We start from the raw sequence: 19,871 nt of genomic DNA, 5'->3' as shown, positions 1-19,871 counted from the left end.
TGAAATTACAGGAGGGTAAGAATGGCTCAGTTTCAGCCAGTACAATGATAGACCTGTTGGGATATAAGGGATAATAAGCAGCAGTTGCCGGGTACTGTACCGATGCTAAATCTAGAGCGCATCCTCCAGAATAACCGCATGATGCGAGCCATGACAGGACTCAACCGTAAAGCCTTTGAAGAACTAGTGCCCAGTTTTAGCGAAGCTTATCGGCAAAGTCAAATCAAACCAGAAGTAAAGCGCAAACGCGCACCTGGCGGGGGACGCAAAGCGACCTTAGGAACGACTCAAGACAAACTGTTTTACATTTTGCTGTACTGCAAGTGCTATTGCACCTTCGACTTGATGAGTGTGTTGTTTGGCTTTGACCGCTCCTGCGCTTGGGACTGGGTGCATGGACTGTTGCCCTGAGAGCAGGCTTTGGGGTACAAACAGGCGTTGCCAGAACGCTTTCCCGACATTGAAGAAGTCATCCTAGATGGCACAGAACGTCCAGTCCAACGCCCCAAAGACTCAGAGAAACAGCATGAGCATTACTCTGGTAAGAAGAAACGGCATACCTGCAAGCACATGACGGGGAGTACGCGAAAAAAGCGGGTGATCCTGCTGCCGAACGCTAAAGCAGGCAAAATCCACGACAAACGGCAGTTGGATGAAGAGGATTTAGTGGGTCACATCCCCGATGCGGTGGCTGTGGAAGGAGATTTAGGCTTTCAAGGATTACAAAATGAGTTTGACAACATTCATTTTCCCCATAAAAAGCCCAGAGGCAAAGAACTGAGCGACCAGCAAAAGCAAGAAAATCGAGCATTTAGTCGTCAACGAGTCAAGTGTGAACATGCCCATGCAGGCATCAAGCGGTATCGGTCGGTAACGGATGTTTATCGCAATCGTGTGCCTGATTTCGATGACCGCTTGATGTTCAATGCAGCAGGCTTGTGGAACTTTTACTTGGAGGCAGCCTAGGGGAGAGATGAAGTGGGAAAACCCTATTTCCACTACCAGATCTATTCCTCAACAAATCTCTTATTTAATCCACGATCCTTAGCTAAAGATGCCCGAAAGAATCGCTGAATCGCTACTTTCTGTTTGGAACCAGAAAAGATACGTACAAACGATAAAAAAGGGTTCAATGAGCTTATTGAACCCTAACAATTAAATTAAGTTCTGGAAACGGGTAAAATACCCGATAGACTGACAAAACGCCTGCAATCCCAACACCTCGTCGGTTGGGTAAGCTGTTCTGGCGTACCAGAAAGCGTTAGTGTCGCTCAGCAGGAGTAAGCTCGGCGTTGGGTTTCATGCTGCTTAACCCAACCCGCAACAAACGATCTGTCAGTCTATCAGGGTAAAGTACTCAAGCTTTGGGCTGAAACGCCGAAGAAATTGAGAAACCGCCGACTCACTAGAAAGTTTGGTAGTTTCTAGACGGCAACAGCCTGAGAGTACTCCTTCAAGCGCTCATCCTTTTGCTGCCATGCCTGCCCATCCAGCGCCATCTGTTCGATCAGGCTAGCGAGCCGCAGTGCTTTGAGTGCCTGCTCGCCGCCAACTGATGGCTGATTACCACCTCGCACACAGCCCACAAAATGCTCCAGTTCGGCATTGAGTGGTTCAATGTTGCTGGTGTAGACCTTTTCGATCAGGCCATCCTGCCGATAGAGTACCTGCCCATGATCGGTCATGCAGTTGGACGTGGTGCGGCGATGAATCAAGATTTCATTGTTCAGGAAATCTGCCTCAGTCAGCGAATTCTTACAATGAGCCGCAATGCGTCTAATTTTGCGATGGGTCACTTTGCTAGAGGTTAACGTTGCCACAATGCCATTTGCAAAGCCCAGCGTTGCGGTCACGTAGTCTAAGAAGCCGGAATCGGAAGCGCGGCTGCCGCTAGCGGTGAGCTTAACAACAGGTGACGCAGCTAGCTCCAGCAGCAGATCAATATCGTGGATCATCAGATCCAGAACGACAGACACGTCATTCGCACGATCGGAGTAGGGACTCATCCGATGTGCTTCTAAGGCCAGCAGTTCCTCGCCCTTCAAAATTTTATTCAGCTCTTGAAACGCTGGATTGAAGCGCTCGATATGTCCAACTTGCAGAATGCATTGTGATGCTGCCGCTGCGTTCACCAAAGATTCGGCTTCGGCAATGCTGGCCGCGATCGGCTTTTCAATCAACACATGAATGCCTGCTTGAAGGCACGTCATACCTACCTGATGATGCAGCCGCGTCGGTACAGCGACACAAACGGCATCAACGTGTAGCAACAAATCGCGATAGTCTTCAAAAAAGCGAACTCGATACTTACTAGCCGTATCAATGCCGCGCTCGACATTGACATCAGACACACCCACCAGCTCAACGTCTTTCAACATACTCAGAACGCGAGTATGATGTTGACCCATGTTACCAACCCCGATCACACCAACCCGAATCGGTTCGGGGTGATTTCGCTGTAACTGAGCGCTTGTAAGATGAGCGCTTGCGGCCTGTGCGCCCGTAAAACCCGACGAAATGCTATTTTGCATTTCTATTAATCTCCTCCACCACCGAGAATCTGACCAACTAATGCAATAGAGCTACGTTAGCCATCCAGATGGTAACATGGCATCTCTGTTTGTGAAGAATTTCAAAGCTATGACAAAGTTCCCAAAGCATTCATACTTTTTGGAAAACAGCCTTTGAACCAATATTTCGTGTCTGATACTTTTTAAGATTTTGCACATCCTCGGATAAATGGCTGAGGAATGCTAAAAATAGGGAACTCTTTTGACATCATCGCTTTGTGTCCTTTGATACTTTTGGGCTCTGATGAAACGCTTCTCCCCCTCATTTAATGATCAGTTGCTTCGGCGCTACGGTGCGGTAGGAGCACTGGGTCTGTTGCTGTTGGGCGCTGGACTAGCACTCAAACCAGCGCTGCGATCGAATGCTGATATCCCTCAAGTATTGGCCGGCGGTGATCGCGAACAAAGTCAGGCAAGTGTTGCCTTTAGAGTGCAGCAACGGCAAGAACAACAGCGCCAAATTTTGCCTGAAAATTTTGATCTCAATCGTTATCCTGTTACGAACAAAACCGAAAAATACTGGCGCAATTTGCTGTGGACAACTGCCGTGGTGCAACCCCAGGAGACGTTTGTTGCCGATACGATCGAGCGGGTGTTGGCAATGACGCTCAATCCTGGTTTATCGGATGCGCAAAAACGAACGATTGACGCAGCGGCACGGGTAGGAACGCAACTGTATCTAAGCAATCCCAACCGCTATGCCAGCATTGGTGAGCAGTTTCGCCAAACGATCGATCGCAGCCCTGACCCTGAATGGGTCGCAATGGCGCTCTCTGGACTTGCTAAAGGCGGTCTGGAGCCAGAGCAAATTCAACCACTCGTAGGGCGGATCAAGGCCCGGTTTCCCAATTGGTCAGCCAATATCTCTCTGCAAACCACCCTGCGCGAAATGGCTGAGTTGATTTCGCCCAGCCCGGTACCCCCCCTGAGAGATTTGCTCACCTGGACGATCGCCCCTAATCAACTGCAAATGTACGTCCTGTGTCAGCAAAATCGAGATGTGCTCTGCCAGACGGTGCTGAAAGATCGCAAGGGCGGATTCGTGCGGCAGCAGAACGGGCAGCTTTGGTCGGTGCCGCTGCTCTTGCGATCGATTCACGGCCTCAGTTGGAATTTCATTCGGGGCGAAACGCCTCAAGGGATTTTTCGCATCGAAGGCGAAGTGCCCCAGCCCGATGATGAATTTTTCAGAGCATACGGTCAGTTCGCGCTGGTGAATCTGTTCGTCCCATTTGAGTCGGGTGCGAAACAGTTTTTACCCGGAAAGTCGGGACCTTTTAGAGGCAGCCTGGCAGATTACAAACGCCTGCTACCGCCCTCCTGGCGCAGTCATTGGCCGCTTCAGGAAAGCTTCTGGGCTGGTAAAGCTGGACGATCGTTCTTTCGCATTCATGGCACGGGTGAGTCACCAGACTTTTTCAGCGGCAAAGACAAAAATCCTGATATCTACAACTGGAATCCCACGATCGGCTGTCTGTCGGCACTGGAACTCTACAACGAACAAGGGCAACTCGTGCAGGCAGATATGCCCAAAATTCTCAATGCACTAGAAATGGTCGGTGGTAAGAAATTCACAGGCTACCTCGTTGTCGTGGATCTGCCGGGTAACGCCAGCAAACCGATCGCATTAGATGCTATTGAAGCTGCCTTGCGTAACGGTAAACTCTCGGTTAGTCCGAAACGGCAGATATCGCTCCATCAAATGCAAGCGCACTCAGTGACCCCTCTTGCAAACATTCCGGTTCGACAGCCAGAGGCCTCTAATTCCAAGCCGACACTAGCCAAAGCTGCTGTTCAACCAACGCCGATCGCATCGATTGACCTTACCAAAGCTGATCGCATGTCTGCTCCGGAGCCAGAAATGTCGATCACGTCGCCACCTGCTCAGCCAGAGATTAATCCGACGACAAGACCCTTGCCGATCGGGTATTAGGGTAGAGGGTAGAAGGCAAAAGGTCGAAGGTCGAAGGTTGAAGGCAGAAGAAGTTTCTGGTTGTAAAGCCCTAGAGCCTTTCAGGCATACAAGAAAGGGTCCTTCATCCCACAGCTTCCCCTCGCCGTATAATGAGTCTTCTAGTTTTTTGCATGAAGGTGACTCATTGGCAATATCTGTAGAGGCGCTTGCGGTTGACGCGGGTGATTGGTGGGGGTTGACCTGGCGTTTGCTGTTAGCGTCGCTGTTGGGCGGGGCAATCGGCTTAAATCGGCAAATGGCTGGTAAAGCGGGTGGCTTGAGAACGCATATGCTGGTGAGTTTGGGGGCGGCGCTGTTTGTCGTGATTAATACGATCGGCGGTACAGCTCACCCCGATGCGGTCAGCCGTTCGGTTCAAGGTGTGGCAACAGGTATTGGCTTTTTAGGTGCGGGCGAGATTGTGCATCAGTCGCGTGCGAAGTCAGGCAAATCAGAAGTAAAAGGCTTAACATCTGCCGCCGCTATCTGGGTAACAGCCGCGTTGGGGATGGTTGCCAGCGTTGGGTATTGGCAAGCTAGCTTAGTTGGAACACTAATGGCACTGCTAACGTTAAGTGGAGCAAAGTGGCTTGAACAATTTGTGCCTGTGCCTCATGAGAAGAAAAGAGGGGAGAGGGGAGAGGAGTGAGGGGAGAGCTTTGAGTTGAAGTACTGGACTCAGAATTTTCTGCCTCTCCACGTCTCTGCGTCTCTGCGGTTGCCCCCTTTGCCTCCCCCGCTCCCCGCTTCCCCTGCTCCCTCCTCTACCTTCTCCTTCTAAACGCTGCCAATGCTTCGCAAGCCGCTTCCCTGGAACAACTCCGGTCACTTGACGATCGCTCCCGTATGGATCGATCGTCTGTGGCTACTTGGACTTCTGTTAGCAGCAGGTGTGTTGTTTGGCTTGAATCTGGGCACGTTGCCGCTGCGAGACTGGGATGAGGGAACAGTGGCACAAGTGGCGCGGGATATTTGGCGATCGTCACCCGGTTCATGGGTCTGGTTGCATCCCACGATCGCGGGCGAACCGTATCTCAACAAGCCGCCTTTGATGCACTGGTTGATGGCGCTAGCGTTTCGTCTAGGGGGTGTGAATGAGTGGATGGCGCGTCTGCCTGGAGCAACCCTGACTGCGCTCTCGGTGCCGTTGCTTTATAGCATTGGTCGAGAACTCTTTGCTCGTCGTTCACCCGCCATTTTTGCGGCATTGGTCTACCTGACGCTGCTGCCCGTCGTGCGACATGGACGGTTGGCAATGCTGGATGGAACGGTGCTGTGCTTTTTTCTGCTGCTGGTCTTTTGTCTGCTGCGATCGCGACGAGATTTGCGTTGGGGGCTGGGGGTTGGGTTGTCGTTTGGGCTGCTTTGCCTGACGAAAGGGATTGTAGCGCTACTGCTGGGCGCGATCGCGATCGCTTTTATCGCATGGGATACGCCTCGGTTACTCACGTCTACTTATGTCTGGCTGGGGGTACTGCTGGGCAGTGCGCCAGTCATTGCCTGGTACTGGGCGCAATGGCTGCACTACGGTCAGCAGTTCTTGAGTACGAGCGTGTTGGGTCAATCGCTCGATCGGGTGGTGGTTTCCGTCGAAGGCAATCGGGGCGCACCCTGGTACTACCTGCTCGAAATTGCAAAATACAGCCTCCCCTGGCTGCTGTTTTTTCCCCAGGGCTTTCGGTTGGCGTGGGAACATCGGAGTTTAAGCTGGGCAAAGCTGACGCTGGTGTGGGTGGCTGGCTATCTGCTCGTGATTTCGCTGATGAGTACAAAATTGCCCTGGTATGTGCTGCCAGCCTATCCTGCCCTGGCGCTGATTATTGGAGTCTATTTTGCTGAGCTTTGGCACCCTTCAGATCTGGTTGGGTTACGTCACGATCGCCCCCGCTATCCGATCGCCTGGACTGGGCTGCTGGGTCTGGTGGCGATCGCAGGCTGGATCGGCAGTGTCTATTTCAGTTCCGCTGGGCCTGATTCTCAAGCTGGTTTACCCGTCATTCTTGGAGCAATCGCCCTCACGCTTACCGTAGCGATCGTGCTGCTCTGGCAACATGATTCGCAGTTTCTCCTGGTGCTGCTATGGGGCATGTATGTTTCATTGGTGCTTTTTGTAGCATCCCCCTATTGGATCTGGGAGTTAGATGAGTCTTATCCAGTCAAGCCTGTTGCCGCTCTTGTGCGCCAATACACGCCACCGGATGCCAGTGTTTGGATACTCTATCCTTACAGTCGTCCCTCGCTCAACTTTTATAGCGATCGACGCATCAAGCAAACGGCGACCGAAGCAGCGATCGCATCCTACTGGCAGGAAGAGCCTCACCCCTATATTCTGGTAGAAAAAGCAGCCTTGGCCCACCTTGCCTTGCCGTCTGCCCAACCATTAGGAAGCGCCGAAGGTTTGGTTTTGCTGACGCGTGGAAAAACACAGTCGGTATAAAGCCACCTGTGCCCATTTCCCGCTACAGTGAGTCTGAACAACGCAAGATGTTGAACTGAAGAACCGCATGGGTGTGAAATTTGCGCGTGTCATGCAGCCGTTACAGCGCTACAGAAAAAGGTATCCAGCGCTGGTCAAGACGCTTCCCTGGCTCTGGCTACTGGCGATCGCGGCGATCGCGGCGATTACACTCATCTGGCATGTTGGCAGCATTGGCCTGATTGACGAAACTGAACCCCTGTTTGTCGAGGCCTCACGTCAAATGTGGGTGACAGGCGACTGGGTGACTCCTGCCTTTGATGGCGACCCACGCTTTGACAAACCGCCCCTCATCTACTGGTTGATGGTCATCGCGTTTCAAGTCTTTGGCATCAATGAGTTTGCTGCACGTCTGCCATCGGTTCTTGCAGCCATTGCGATCGTTCTTTTTGGCTTTTACATACTCCAACGGCATGGGGTAGAAGGGATGGAACAAGAGGCAGAAGGCAGAGAGCAGGGGGTAGAAGGAGCAGGGGAAGCAGGGGAAGCAGACAGGGGCACCGCAGAGACGCAGAGACGTGGAGAGGTAGAAAATTCTGAGTCCAATACTTCAACTCAAAACTCAAAACTCAAAACTCAAAACTCAAAACTCTCACCCCTCACCCCTCACCCCTCACTCCTCACCCCCTGGCTTGGCGCAACCATGCTGCTTCTCAACCCCAACACCTTCTTTTGGGGGCGCACGGGCTATTCGGATATGCTACTGACGGCGTGTGTCGGTGGGACGCTGTTCACGTTTTTTCTGGGGTACGCTCAGCCCGATCGCCCGGTGAGTCAGAAGCGCTGGTATTTTGCGTTTTATGGTCTGATGGCGCTGGCAGTGCTGACAAAAGGGCCGATCGGCATTATCCTCCCTGGACTGATTATTGGCTGCTTTTTGCTGTACGTTGGCAACGCTAGGGCTGTGCTGCGGGAAATGCGGTTACTGCGGGGCACGTTGGTGGTGCTGGTGATCGCGCTGCCCTGGTATGTGCTAGTGACGCTGGCAAATGGCGAGGCGTTTATTAACTCATTCTTTGGCTATCACAACTTTGAACGGTTCACACAGGTCGTCAATCGCCATGCAGGGCCGTGGTACTTTCACATCGTGGTCATCTTGGTAGGGTTTTTGCCCTGGGCGGCGTATCTGCCAGCCGCGATCGCTCACGTCAAACCGTTGCAACGCCGCTATTGGCAAGCACAGCCCCGCTTTCAGCAGCTTGGTTTGTTTGCGCTGTTCTGGTTTGTCGTGATTCTGGGCTTTTTTACGATCGCCACAACCAAGTACTTCAGCTACACATTACCGTTGATGCCTGCTGCGTCCATTCTGGTAGCGCTGCTGTGGACGGACTACATCACAAAAGCAGAGATTCGTAGACAACCAGGATTCCTGCTCAGCGGCGCTTTCAATCTTGTGCTTCTAATCGTATTGACAGTAGTGAGCGTGTATTGCCCCCACTGGTTGGGCAATGATCCCTGGATGCCAAATTTGGGGTTGCAGATACAGCAGGCACAGTTGCCCATTGTGGGAGGTGTGATTTGGGGTGCAACGACGATCGCGGCGATCGGGCTATGGCTGTGGCGTAGTCGCTGGCTGTGGTTGGCGAATATGCTGGGCTTTCTGGCGTTTCTTATTCTCGTGATTCACCCGATGGTGTTGATTGCCGATGTCGAGCGTCAACTCCCGTTGCGGCAACTCGCCGAGGTCGTGGTGCAAATGAAGCAACCTACTGAAGATCTGCTGATGTTGGGCTTTAAGAAGCCGAGTTTGGTGTTTTATACACGCCAACATGTGACCTATCTCAATCAGCCTGTGAAGGTGACGAGTTACCTTCAATCGCAGCCGGGCGATCGAACGGGCGCGCTGATCATTGCTGGAACTAAACCGTTACAGGAATCTGGTTTACAGCCTGATCAATATCAGGAAATCAGCCGCTCTGGCGTTTACCGCCTGATACGAGTGGCTACGTTGCACGCACCCAAGTAAAACCATGACTGTTCCCATGCCTTCGTCCCTTCCCCTGCCACCGCCTCTGTCGCCGGGGTTGGCCTTAACAGCGCTTGCACCGATGCAGGATGTGACCGATGTGCGGTTTATGAGCGTGATTGCTCACTATGGCAGTCCCGATTATTTTTTTACAGAGTATTTTCGCGTTTACCCCAGTTCGGGCTTGCATAAACACATTCTGCGATCGATTACCGAGAACGCCACCGATCGCCCTGTGTTTGCCCAGTTGATTGGCGAGAGCATTCCTGACCTGATCCGCATTGCGCGTGAGTTGAGCCAGTACCCGATCGCCGGGATTGACCTGAACCTGGGCTGTCCGGCTCCCAGAATCTACCGCAAAAATGTGGGCGGTGGGCTGCTGCGCGATCCAGACAAGATTGATGCCATGCTGGGCGCACTGCGAGAAGCTGTAGACGGACGGTTGACGGTGAAAATGCGCGTCGGGTTTGAGGATACCGCCCACTTCGATCGCATTCTTGGCCTCATCAATCACCACCACATCGATTTATTAAGCTTGCATGGACGTACCGTGCGGGAAATGTATCACAGTGCTGTGCATTACGACCTGATCGCCCATGCCGTGCAGCGGGTGCAGTGTCCTGTGTTCGCCAATGGCAATGTGACTTCTGCGATCGCGGGAGGGACGGTTCTTGCTCAAACGGGTGCCGCTGGCGTCATGATTGGTCGTGCTGCCATCCGTAACCCCTGGATTTTTCAGCAAACCCGCCAATTTTTGAGTAGTCAGCCTGTTTCGGTCATCACGCTGGCAGATGTACATGGCTACATCGATCGCTTACGAGTCACGATGTATGTCCCAGCGATACCAGAACGCGCACGGGTTAACCACATGAAGATGTATCTCAACTACATCGGGCAGGGAGTGGATGCCGCTGGTGCCTTCTTGAGTGAGATGCGCCACGCTCGCACAGAAGCGGAACTGTATGACACCTGCGATCGCCACTTGCTCAGTGACCCCAACCGCGCATTTGCGTCAGAACCATATCCTGGACTGGCGGCACGTCCTAATCGAGAAAGAGATCGGGCATTGGTGGTTGGATGAGGAAAGGCAGAACTGAAGTTTAGACTAACGGCAGGGGAAATAGCTCAACCCTTTGCAGCGGTTGAGTGCTTTAAGAGACCTTCAGGAAGTAAAAGAATAGACTTGTTGCCCTGCACTCGCGGTCGTCCAGTGCCAGCATCAAGCGGCGGTGCACCATACAGCACTCGCTTGGCGCGTAAGCGAATCCACTGATCGCAGGCAATGTCAGCGGTTTGTTTGCGCAACGGGGCACACCGCTACTCCGCATCCCACAGCGATAACGGACGAGAGGGGAGTTTCTGACACACCTGACGTCATTGATTGGCTGCCTTCGCTACCGACGTCGCTGCATCGGCAACTCGCGACCTTGCTGGCCTCAAGGCGGTACGCCAAAACCCTCCCAAGCTCGACTGCTCGCCGTCCCCATTCGTCTTGACAGGAACAGTTTTGTCTTAACTTGTGAGGAATGCCCTCTGCCTTCTACCTTCGCAAGCCACTCTCCGTTACTCAAGAACAGCGATACCGACTCTCAGCACGGTAAACTGGTGAAATTGAGAGCTGTCTGGCGTTAGGTTTGGGAGTTATGGCAACGTTTTTGCTTGAAGTTGGGACAGAGGAATTGCCCGCAAGCTTTGTGGATGAAGCGCTGGCGCAGTGGCGATCGCGCATTCCCCAAACCCTGAAGGAGCGCTACTTAGACCCAACGGCGATCGAGGTTTATGGTACCCCACGACGCTTAGCCTTATTGCTGAAAGACTTACCGCTGCAACAGCCCGATCAGCAAGAGGAGGTAAAGGGGCCACCGGCTCAAGCAGCCTTCAAAGACGGTCAGCCAACCAAAGCCGCTGAAGGCTTCGCGCAAAAACAAGGCGTGGCGCTTGCCGATCTGGAGGTGCGTCCCACTGAGAAAGGCGAGTTTGTGTTTGTTCGCAAAACGATCGTCGGGCAGCCGACCGCTAGCCTGCTGCAACAGCTTGTGCCTGAGTGGATTACGGGACTTCAGGGCAAACGTTTTATGACCTGGGGTGATGGCGATTTACGGTTCTCGCGTCCGATTCGTTGGCTGGTCGCGCTATTGGATGATGCGGTTTTACCAATTACGCTGGTGAGCGGATCGGAAACCTGTACCAGCGATCGCCACTCCTGGGGACATCGCGTCCTCCATCCCCAACCGATCGCCCTTCCGCACGCCGAAGCTTACGCCAGAACCCTGGAGTCGGCGTTTGTGATAGTTGATCCAGCGCCACGACAGGAAGCCATTCAGGCGCAAATACACGCGGCAGCGGCTCACATTGGCGGGACGGCGGTAATATCACCAGGACTGCTGCGTGAAGTGACGAATCTGGTGGAGTGGCCTACCGCTGTCGTAGGCAAGTTTGAACCAGCCTTTCTGGAACTACCCTCCGAAGTCATTGTGACTGAGATGGAAAGCCATCAGCGTTACTTTCCTGCCCTCAAGCAAGGCACAACGAACGAACTGCTGCCCTATTTCATCACCATTTCTAATGGCGCTCCAGCAAAAGCGACCCTCATTGCAGCGGGAAATGAACGGGTGATTCGGGCACGTCTGTCGGATGGCAAATTCTTTTTTGATGCCGATCGCGCCGCACCTCTCGAAAGCTACCTGCCGAAGCTTGATACCGTCACCTTCCAGGAAAGCCTGGGATCAGTCCGTGCCAAGGTCGATCGCATCTGTACCAATGCGGCTTTGATTGCAGAACAGCTTCACGTCGAGAACAACAAAGACATTCCACGGGCGGCCCTGCTGTGTAAGGCCGATCTGGTGACCCAAATGGTGGGCGAATTTCCTGAATTGCAAGGCGTAATGGGTCAAAAATACGCACTTGCCAGTGGCGAAGCGGAGGCTGTTGCCACCGCTATTTTTGAGCATTATTTACCCAAAGGTGCAGGAGACAGTCTGCCGCAATCATTAGCGGGACAGGTGATCGGGCTAGCCGATCGGCTCGATACGCTCGTCAGCATTTTTGGATTGGGGCTGCTGCCCACAGGCTCTTCTGACCCCTTCGCCCTTCGTCGTGCGGCTACAGCGATCGTCCACATCATCTGGTCTGCAAACCTGCCGCTAGATGTTTACGCGCTGCTACAGCAAACAACCGATCGCTTTACTACATCTTTCGCTACCGTTGCCAAATTGAATCGGGAAACCTTGCTGCAACAGTTGCAAGACTTTATGCTTCAGCGTCTTCGTACCCTGCTGCAAGAAGACCAGCAGGTTGATTACGATCTGGTGCATGCGGTACTCGGTGAAAACGACCCAGAGTATGCCGAACGGGCTTTGAAGAACGTGCTGGATGCGCGCGATCGTGCCCTATTCTTGCAAGCCCGCCGCAACGATGGCACCCTAGCAACCATCTATGAAGTGGTAAATCGCGCCTCACGTCTTGCAGCACAGGGCAATTTAGCCACCGATCGGCTTGATCCTGCCGCTGTTGTTGATCCTAAATTGTTCCAAAAAGACTCGGAACAGGCATTCTACGATGCCCTCAGCGAGTTGCACCGCTTGATGCAAGGGAAGTCAACGCAAGAACAGCCACACTACCAAAGGCTGGTTGATACCCTCAGCCTGATGACCCCGACCCTCAGTCGCTTCTTTGATGGTGCCGAAAGTGTATTGGTCATGGATCCCGATCCAGCCATTAAGCAAAATCGGCTCAACCTGTTAGGCGTGTTGCGTAACCATGCGCGAGTGCTGGCAGACTTTAGCGCGATCGTCAAAAGCTAGCGGCTTTAAAGCGGCTCATAGCCGTATCAACGCTAACGTTTTTGATCCGCTACCTTAATGCTTTCTTTCTTGAAGTTCAACTCTTCTCCCTGTAGGGTGACAAAGGAATTGGTTGATTGAGAGAAAATCATCACTGAGTGCAGGCTCAGTTGGTTGCCTGACGGTTAAAAAACTGTACTTTTGGAGAAAAAACATGGGTTGGCTACAACGAATTTTTGGGAAAGAAAAGCCCGCAGGTGCTCAAGTGAATCCAGCACCAGCACCAGCACCACCAGAAGTGCCAGAGGCAGAAAAGACGTCATCAGGGACGATCGCGCCTGAGCGAGTGGGCCTAAATGGTGAATACGATCAGAGTGGTTTGGCAAAGCGGGTAGCGCTCGCTTTTGATGAAGATCCCAGCCTGGATGACATTGAGACGCTGTGGGTCGCGCAGCTTGGCACAACCGTTGTGCTAAAGGGTAAAGTTCCCAGCCAGGATCTTCTTAACAAAGCCATTGAAATTGCTAGAACTGTGAATGGTGCTGCCGATGTCACAACCGCTGAAGTGAACGTAGGCTAGCCTGTCTTTTGACGTGACAGATCGGTCTCAGACTAAGGTGTAAGGTCTCAGACGAATGTAAAGCAGACATTGTGAAAAAGCAGTCAATCTTCCCGATCGGCTGCTTTTCACAGTTTAAGGACAGTTGCCACCCTTTTTCTCTCAACATTCAGCTAGATCATCTGTATTATAAAATGGACGCTACAGCCTTCGCTGCCGACCCGATCAATGGCAAAATCTCGCCCATTAGAAGAAGCACTGGCTGCACTGAACCAAATTACTGATCCCAGCTCTGAGGCGGCGATTGAAACTCTTCATCGGGTGCTGCATGGCAAGCAAGGATTGGCAATTGCTCAGGCCAGCCGTCTAATCCACAAAGCAGAACTACACACGCTGATCCCTGATCTGGTTGCGGCCTTTGAGCGATGTCTGATCAAGCCTGAAACAACCGATCCCAACTGCCACGCCAAAACGGCGATCGCAGATGCGCTGTACCATCTGGACTACCGGGAAGAAGCGCTTTTTCTCGCAGGCATTCGGCACGTGCAACTAGAGGCCGTATGGGGTGGTAAAGAAGATACGGCCCCAGCCTTACGCAGCGTGTGCGCACTGGGTCTAGTGCGCATGAATTATCCGCACGTGCTGAGCGAACTCGCCGATTTACTGGCTGATCCCAAAGCAGAAGCACGGATTGGTGCTGCACGCGCGATCGCCTACAGAAACCATTCAGACGCCGTACCGCTGCTGCGCTTGCGAGTGCAGGTTGGAGACGAACCGCAGGTGTTTTCAGAATACCTACTGGCACTACTCCAGTTAGCGCCAGTACAGTCGTTACCCTTGGTCATTCAGTTTCTTGACCCATCCAAGGAACTCTTCCCTCTTGACAGAGCCGCTGAGGTTGCCGAAATAACCGCACTGGCGCTTGGTGAATCACGTTTGACGGAAGCCTTTGAGCCACTGCATCGGTGGTGGAAGCGATCGCGCGATCCCGAATTGCGTCAAACGGGTTTATTGGCGATCGCGATGCTGCGGCAGGATGAACCGCTTGATTTCCTGTTTTCGCTGGTCGCTAAAGGAACAACCCAGGACGCAAAAGACGCGATCGCGGCCTTAAGTTTGTACCAACAGGAGGATGTCTTGTGGTCGCGTGTCCGTCACACTGTTGAGCAGCGTAATGACTGTAAGACGTTTAACTTCTAGCCTTTAACTCTGCATCTTGGCTACCGCTTCACTCCAGAGCACATCATCATGGTTGCAATGATGTATTCAGGCATACGTTAGAAGCGGCCATCGGCAAGCCATCTACTCTATCACTTGTTCTATTTTTACTCTGGGCCTCACAGATTCTGCAAACCTACTTGCGCGATCGAAACGCACACAGTATAGTTTAATAGTTCGAGAATCTTGAAATATTAAACTAAGGCTATTGAGGAAGACCAGACCTGTTGATAAGGACCAGCAAAGCGTACAGCGGCGTTTTGTCGCTTTTAGATAGAAGCGTTTTGTCGCTTTTAGCGAGACATTCTCTTCGTTCCTGGTTCCGCCATCTCCTGGTTTATATCTGTCATTTAGACGTTGGGCTGATGTATCGATAACGATTCAGCAATTTTGGAGTAAGTGTGCCATGAGTTCTGATCTCAATCTTTTTTCGCCCATTCAATTGGGGGCTTACACGTTGCCAAATCGCGTTGTGATGGCACCGTTGACCCGTAACCGTGCCAGTGAAGGGAATGTCCCGACTAAGTTAAATGCAACCTACTATGCACAACGGGCATCGGCAGGTTTGCTGATTACAGAAGCAACCCAGGTTACGCCCTACGGACAAGGCTATCCCGCTACTCCAGGTATTCATTCACCCGAACAGGTGGAAGGCTGGAAGTTAGTGACTAAAGCTGTTCACGCTCGTGGAGGACGCATTTTTCTGCAACTCTGGCACGTGGGACGCATTTCCCATCCATCCTTGCAACCGGATGGCGTGTTGCCTGTAGCACCCAGCGCGATCGCCCCAACGGACGGTGAAGCCACCACCTACGAAGGCCCCAAACCCTACGTCACGCCTCGTGCTTTGGAGACGAATGAGCTTCCGGGTATCGTTGAGCAATACCGTCAGGGTGCTGTCAATGCAATGACGGCTGGCTTTGACGGGGTGGAAGTGCATGGAGCGAATGGCTACCTGCTCGATCAGTTCTTGCGCGACGGTACAAACAAACGCACCGATGCCTATGGTGGCAGCATTGAAAATCGTGCCCGTTTGTTACTAGAAGTCACCGAAACTGTGGTTGGGGTATGGGGAGCTGATCGCGTGGGTGTTCGTCTTTCGCCCAGCGGTACCTTCAACAGCATGACGGACTCTGACCCTAAAGCCACGTTTGGGTATGCGATTGACGCCCTGAACCGTTTTGGGCTGGCCTATTTGCATCTGCTAGAACCCAGCGAAGCCGATGAACGTCACGGTGGCACCTCCATTCCCACGTCCTACTTCCGCCCCATTTACAAAGGCAATCTAATGGTCAACTGGGACTACGATCGCGACAAAGCCAACGCTGCGATCGCTAGTGGTGCGGCTAATTTGGTGTCCTTCGGCAAGCTGTTTATTGCCAACCCCGACTTACCGGAGCGCTTTCAGGCCAACGCCTCGCTTAATGAGCCTGACCCATCAACCTTCTATGGCGGCGACGAGAAGGGCTATATCGATTACCCTGCGCTTGAGCTTCAAGTTAGCTAGATGGGCAGTCGATGCTCAGAACAAGACGAAGTATTGGTTGAGAACACAAGGAGTCAGAAGCCAGAACATAACGCCCTTCTAACTCCTTTTGAGAACACAAGGAGTCAAGAGTCAGAAGCCAGAGTATAGCGCCCTTCTGGCTTCCCTCCTATCTTTCTGGAGACTCGATTATGGACTTGAAATTAGCTGATAAAACGGCATTAGTCAGCGGTTCTACAGGCGGTATTGGGTTTGCGATCGCCCAATCTCTGGCTCAGGAAGGCGCAACGGTCATCGTCAATGGTCGATCGCAGGAGCGCGTCAACCAGGCGATCGACAAAATCAAAGCCACGACACCAAACGCCAAAGTGTCAGGTGCTGCGCTGGATCTATCCACGCGTGAGGCTGCTGATCAGCTTTTTCAGCAAGTTTCGACGATCGATATTCTGGTGAATAACCTGGGGATTTACGAGCCAAAAGCCTTTGGTGACATTGCTGATGAGGACTGGCTCAATATCTTTGAAGCCAATGTGCTCAGCGGTATTCGTTTGAGCCGTCAGTATCTTCCCACCATGCTAGAGCGCAACTGGGGGCGGATTATCTTCATCTCCAGCGAATCAGCCGTGCAAATTCCGGTCGAGATGATCCACTACGGCATGACCAAAACAGCACAGCTTGCGATCGCCCGTGGTTTAGCCGAAATGACCGTTGGTACAGGCGTAACGGTCAACTCTGTGCTGCCTGGCCCCACCCGCTCTGAAGGCGTTGAGGATTTTGTCGAAAAGATGGCAGCTGATCGCGGCGTAGATACGGCCCAGGTCGAAAAAGAATTTTTTGAGTCGGTGCGTCCGTCTTCTTTGATTAAACGCTTCGCCACCTCTGAAGAAGTTGCTGCGCTGGTTACTTATGTTTCCAGTCCACTTTCATCAGCCACAAACGGTGCCGCACTGCGAGTCGATGGCGGCGTAGTGCGATCGATCCTCTAGCTTTCTGGCTCTAAACAGTCTTCACCTCAAGCGAACGTTCAGCTTTTAGGCCGTTTACGTGCTTCGTCATCTCATACCCTGATTGATCAAGGAGCCTTATGACTGCTACAACCTCACCATCACATCTCCTCACTGCGCCTCTCGATGTACCCAGCGCGATCGCCCAACGCCGTGCTATTAAAACTTTCAAACCGGACGCGATCGCGCCCGATCTGCTCAAACGCCTGGTCGAATTAACGGTGGCGGCACCCAGCAGCTACAACATTCAAGATTGGCGTATTGTGCTGGTGCAAGACACTGCACAGAAAGCGGCGTTATCTCAAGCGGCTTATGGTCAACAGCAAATCGTGCAAGCGCCCGTAACGGTTGTCTTTGCAGCAAGTGCGAATGCAGGACTGGGCGATCTGAACGCCATTTATGAAAAGGGTTTGCAAACAGGAGCCTGGACAGAAGGCACCGTCGAGTATTTCAAAAAGGCCATTCCTCAAGGTCAAACGGCTTTGGGAGACAAGCGGCGCGAATATGCGGTGAAAGATGCCATCATCGCCGCGACGCATTTGATGCTGGCTGCCGAAAGTTTGGGGCTTTCAACCTGCCCCATGAACGGTTGGGTGGAAGATCAGGTAAAAACGGTGATTGGTGCAGCGGGCAGCGATGATCTGGCGATCGCCCTGCTTGTGCCCGTTGGCTATGCCGAAGAACCGCGCAAAAACCCTGGTCGTCTGCCACTGAGTGCCAATGTCTTTGTTGATCGCATTGACCATCCCTACGTCGGTTAATTTCTTTTCCTTGTCACCGGAGGTTTTTCCATGTCCCAGCAAAATCCTAAAGTCTGGTTCATTACAGGTAGCTCCACTGGCTTTGGTCGATCGCTGACAGAAGCCGTTCTCAAGCATGGCGATCGTGTGGTCGCAACGGCCCGTAAACCAGAACAGCTTGACAGCTTGATTCATCAATACCCAACAACTGCCAAAGTGGTGCGTCTGGATGTAACCAAGCCGCAAGACGTGCGAGAGGCGATTAAAGCAGCGATCGACGCCTTTGGTCGCATTGATGTCGTCGTCAATAACGCAGGGTTTGCCTCTGTTGGGGCGATTGAGGAAGTGAGTGATGATACCGTTCGTCGCCAGTTTGAGACGAACCTCTTTGGAGCATTAGATGTGACACGGGCAGTATTGCCGACCCTACGGCAGCAAAGAAGCGGTCACATTCTCAATATCTCTTCTGTCGGCGGTCTCGTCTCCTTTGGGTCGCTTGGCATTTATTGCGCCACAAAATTTGCGCTAGAAGGCATTTCTGAAGCGCTGGCTAAAGAAGTTGCTCCGTTAGGCATTAAGGTGACGATCGTGGAACCAGGCGCTTTTCGTACTGAAATTAATGGGCAAGGGCTGGTAATAGCAGACACGCGCCTTGATGATTACGCTGACAGCACAGGTGGCATTCTCCAATGGCTTGAGAGCATGGACGGCAAGCAACCGGGCGATCCAGACAAAGCAGCGACGGCGATGATCCAGGTTGTTGAAAGTGACAATCCTCCACTTCGGTTGGCGTTAGGAGCCGATGCGGTAGACACGATCGCCGCCAAACTGGAATCAGTCAAAGCTGAACTTGATGCATGGAAGCAGGTCAGCCTTGATACTGCGTTTGAAGGGTCGGTTGTGAGTGCGATCGGCGGTTAGGTCAGAAATCAGAAGCCAGCAGTCAGGAGTCAGCATGAATGGCATGACAACTTACCGAGGGCAGTGCCATTGCGGTCAGGTGCAGTTTGAAGTGACGACCATGCTCGATCGGGGCGATCGCTGCAATTGTTCGTTCTGCTCTCGGCGTGGTGCCATCATGCATAGCGTTACTGCCGATCGCTTCAAGTTGCTGGCTGGTGAGGACTTGCTGACCTTGTATCAATTCCATACCCAAACCGCAAAACACTACTTCTGTAAGGTTTGCGGCATTTACACCTTTCATCGACCTCGCACTGCACCTGACAAATACCGCATCAATGTCGCCTGCCTCGAAAACGCAGATCTCACTTATATGACTGTTGGGCTAGTCAACGGTGCCGTCTACGACTGACCCACCCCATTCCTCATCTCTTCTAACTTACAACTCAAAACTTTTAACTCAAAACTCCCCCTTCCCCTACACCCCATCCCCCATGATTGACCTTTATTACTGGACGACACCCAACGGCCACAAAATTACGATCTTCTTAGAAGAAGTCGGCCTGCCTTACACGCTTATCCCTATCAACATTGGTGCAGGCGATCAGTTCAAACCCGAATTTCTCAAAATCGCACCGAACAATCGCATTCCCGCGATCGTCGATCACGAACCTGCAACAGGCAGCGAACCGCTTTCCCTGTTTGAGTCAGGCGCAATTTTGCTCTACCTGGCAGAAAAAACAGGCAAGCTGATTCCAGCCGACTTACATGAACGTGCCGAAGTCTTGCAATGGCTATTCTGGCAAATGGGCGGTTTGGGGCCAATGGCAGGGCAGAACCACCACTTCAGCCAGTATGCGCCCGAAAAGATTCCCTATGCAATTAATCGCTATGTCAATGAAACGGGGCGCTTGTATGCCGTGATGGACAAGCGCTTGAGCGATCGCGAGTTCTTGGCAGGTGAGTATTCGATCGCGGATATTGCGTCCTATCCCTGGATCGTGCCTCACGAGCGTCAGGGGCAATCGCTGGAAACCTTCCCCAACCTGAAGCGCTGGTTTGAAGCCATTCAGTCTCGCCCTGCAACCATTCGTGCCTATGCCAAAGCGGACGCGTTCAAAAACCAAGCAGTCAGTCCTGAACAGTCCCGCGACTTGCTCTTTAACCAGTCTGCTCAAACCATCCAGCGCTAGGAAAGCTTGCAAGCACGAAAGGT

The 19,871-nt window shown here is 52.5% G+C and carries 18 protein-coding genes; 16 read left to right on the top strand and 2 right to left on the bottom strand.

Annotated elements, in window-relative coordinates; genetic code table 11:
• The first annotated feature begins 84 nt into the window (after nt 1-84).
• Both AC5JLP_RS18395 and AC5JLP_RS18390 read left to right on the top strand, forming a co-directional pair.
• Nucleotides 85-411 carry a helix-turn-helix domain-containing protein gene (locus AC5JLP_RS18395; protein ID WP_496069392.1) on the top strand — a complete coding sequence of 109 codons (327 nt, stop codon included), beginning with the start codon at nt 85-87 and terminating at the stop codon, nt 409-411.
• A 9-nt stretch (nt 412-420) separates the two neighbouring features.
• Nucleotides 421-966: a transposase family protein gene (locus AC5JLP_RS18390; RefSeq protein ID WP_496069391.1), complete on the top strand. Its 546-nt coding sequence runs from the start codon at nt 421-423 to the stop codon at nt 964-966.
• A 458-nt stretch (nt 967-1,424) separates the two neighbouring features.
• On the opposite strand, the gene AC5JLP_RS18385 is transcribed toward AC5JLP_RS18390, so the two are convergent.
• Nucleotides 1,425-2,531: a Gfo/Idh/MocA family oxidoreductase gene (locus tag AC5JLP_RS18385; protein ID WP_496069390.1), complete on the bottom strand. Its 1,107-nt coding sequence runs from the start codon at nt 2,529-2,531 to the stop codon at nt 1,425-1,427.
• 283 nt (nt 2,532-2,814) lie between these two features.
• Between AC5JLP_RS18385 and AC5JLP_RS18380 the strand changes: the two genes are divergently transcribed.
• From AC5JLP_RS18380 to AC5JLP_RS18360, 5 genes are all read left to right on the top strand, one after another.
• Nucleotides 2,815-4,503 (top strand): hypothetical protein, encoded by a 1,689-nt coding sequence (locus AC5JLP_RS18380; RefSeq protein WP_496069389.1) that lies wholly within the window; start codon nt 2,815-2,817, stop codon nt 4,501-4,503.
• 166 nt (nt 4,504-4,669) lie between these two features.
• Complete coding sequence (locus AC5JLP_RS18375; RefSeq protein WP_496069388.1) at nt 4,670-5,173, top strand: MgtC/SapB family protein; 504 nt, start codon at nt 4,670-4,672, stop codon at nt 5,171-5,173.
• A 141-nt stretch (nt 5,174-5,314) separates the two neighbouring features.
• Complete coding sequence (locus AC5JLP_RS18370) at nt 5,315-6,961, top strand: ArnT family glycosyltransferase (RefSeq protein ID WP_496069387.1); 1,647 nt, start codon at nt 5,315-5,317, stop codon at nt 6,959-6,961.
• Between the two features lie 67 nt (nt 6,962-7,028).
• Nucleotides 7,029-8,966, top strand: a complete 1,938-nt coding sequence (locus tag AC5JLP_RS18365) for an ArnT family glycosyltransferase (RefSeq protein ID WP_496069386.1) — start codon at nt 7,029-7,031, stop codon at nt 8,964-8,966.
• Between the two features lie 4 nt (nt 8,967-8,970).
• A complete protein-coding gene (locus tag AC5JLP_RS18360; protein ID WP_496069385.1) occupies nt 8,971-10,047 on the top strand; it encodes a tRNA dihydrouridine synthase in 1,077 nt (358 codons plus the stop codon).
• Between the two features lie 44 nt (nt 10,048-10,091).
• Here the strand turns inward: AC5JLP_RS18360 and AC5JLP_RS18355 are convergent, their stop codons facing one another.
• The gene (locus AC5JLP_RS18355) at nt 10,092-10,271 is read right to left on the bottom strand and encodes a hypothetical protein (RefSeq protein WP_496069384.1); all 180 of its coding nucleotides are present in this window, start codon (nt 10,269-10,271) and stop codon (nt 10,092-10,094) included.
• Between the two features lie 338 nt (nt 10,272-10,609).
• On the opposite strand from AC5JLP_RS18355, the gene glyS reads away from it, so the two are divergent.
• From glyS to AC5JLP_RS18310, 9 genes are all read left to right on the top strand, one after another.
• Nucleotides 10,610-12,769, top strand: coding sequence for a glycine--tRNA ligase subunit beta (glyS, locus tag AC5JLP_RS18350; RefSeq protein WP_496069383.1), 2,160 nt, complete (start codon nt 10,610-10,612; stop codon nt 12,767-12,769).
• A 193-nt stretch (nt 12,770-12,962) separates the two neighbouring features.
• Nucleotides 12,963-13,328, top strand: coding sequence for a BON domain-containing protein (locus AC5JLP_RS18345; RefSeq protein ID WP_496069382.1), 366 nt, complete (start codon nt 12,963-12,965; stop codon nt 13,326-13,328).
• A 207-nt stretch (nt 13,329-13,535) separates the two neighbouring features.
• Nucleotides 13,536-14,507: a hypothetical protein gene (locus AC5JLP_RS18340; RefSeq protein WP_496069381.1), complete on the top strand. Its 972-nt coding sequence runs from the start codon at nt 13,536-13,538 to the stop codon at nt 14,505-14,507.
• 424 nt (nt 14,508-14,931) lie between these two features.
• Complete coding sequence (locus tag AC5JLP_RS18335) at nt 14,932-16,032, top strand: alkene reductase (protein WP_496069380.1); 1,101 nt, start codon at nt 14,932-14,934, stop codon at nt 16,030-16,032.
• A gap of 170 nt (nt 16,033-16,202) precedes the next feature.
• Nucleotides 16,203-16,997: an SDR family NAD(P)-dependent oxidoreductase gene (locus AC5JLP_RS18330; protein ID WP_496069379.1), complete on the top strand. Its 795-nt coding sequence runs from the start codon at nt 16,203-16,205 to the stop codon at nt 16,995-16,997.
• A 98-nt stretch (nt 16,998-17,095) separates the two neighbouring features.
• Nucleotides 17,096-17,776 carry a nitroreductase family protein gene (locus AC5JLP_RS18325; RefSeq protein ID WP_496069378.1) on the top strand — a complete coding sequence of 227 codons (681 nt, stop codon included), beginning with the start codon at nt 17,096-17,098 and terminating at the stop codon, nt 17,774-17,776.
• Between the two features lie 30 nt (nt 17,777-17,806).
• Nucleotides 17,807-18,676, top strand: a complete 870-nt coding sequence (locus AC5JLP_RS18320; RefSeq protein WP_496069377.1) for an oxidoreductase — start codon at nt 17,807-17,809, stop codon at nt 18,674-18,676.
• 43 nt (nt 18,677-18,719) lie between these two features.
• Nucleotides 18,720-19,067: a GFA family protein gene (locus AC5JLP_RS18315; RefSeq protein ID WP_496069376.1), complete on the top strand. Its 348-nt coding sequence runs from the start codon at nt 18,720-18,722 to the stop codon at nt 19,065-19,067.
• An 82-nt stretch (nt 19,068-19,149) separates the two neighbouring features.
• Nucleotides 19,150-19,848, top strand: coding sequence for a glutathione binding-like protein (locus tag AC5JLP_RS18310; protein WP_496069375.1), 699 nt, complete (start codon nt 19,150-19,152; stop codon nt 19,846-19,848).
• The last annotated feature ends 23 nt before the right edge of the window (nt 19,849-19,871 follow it).

The sequence above is a fragment of the Stenomitos rutilans genome (assembly GCF_059505485.1).
The sequence above is the reverse complement of the archived record's forward strand: the minus strand, read 5'-3'. Positions and strand labels throughout refer to the sequence as shown.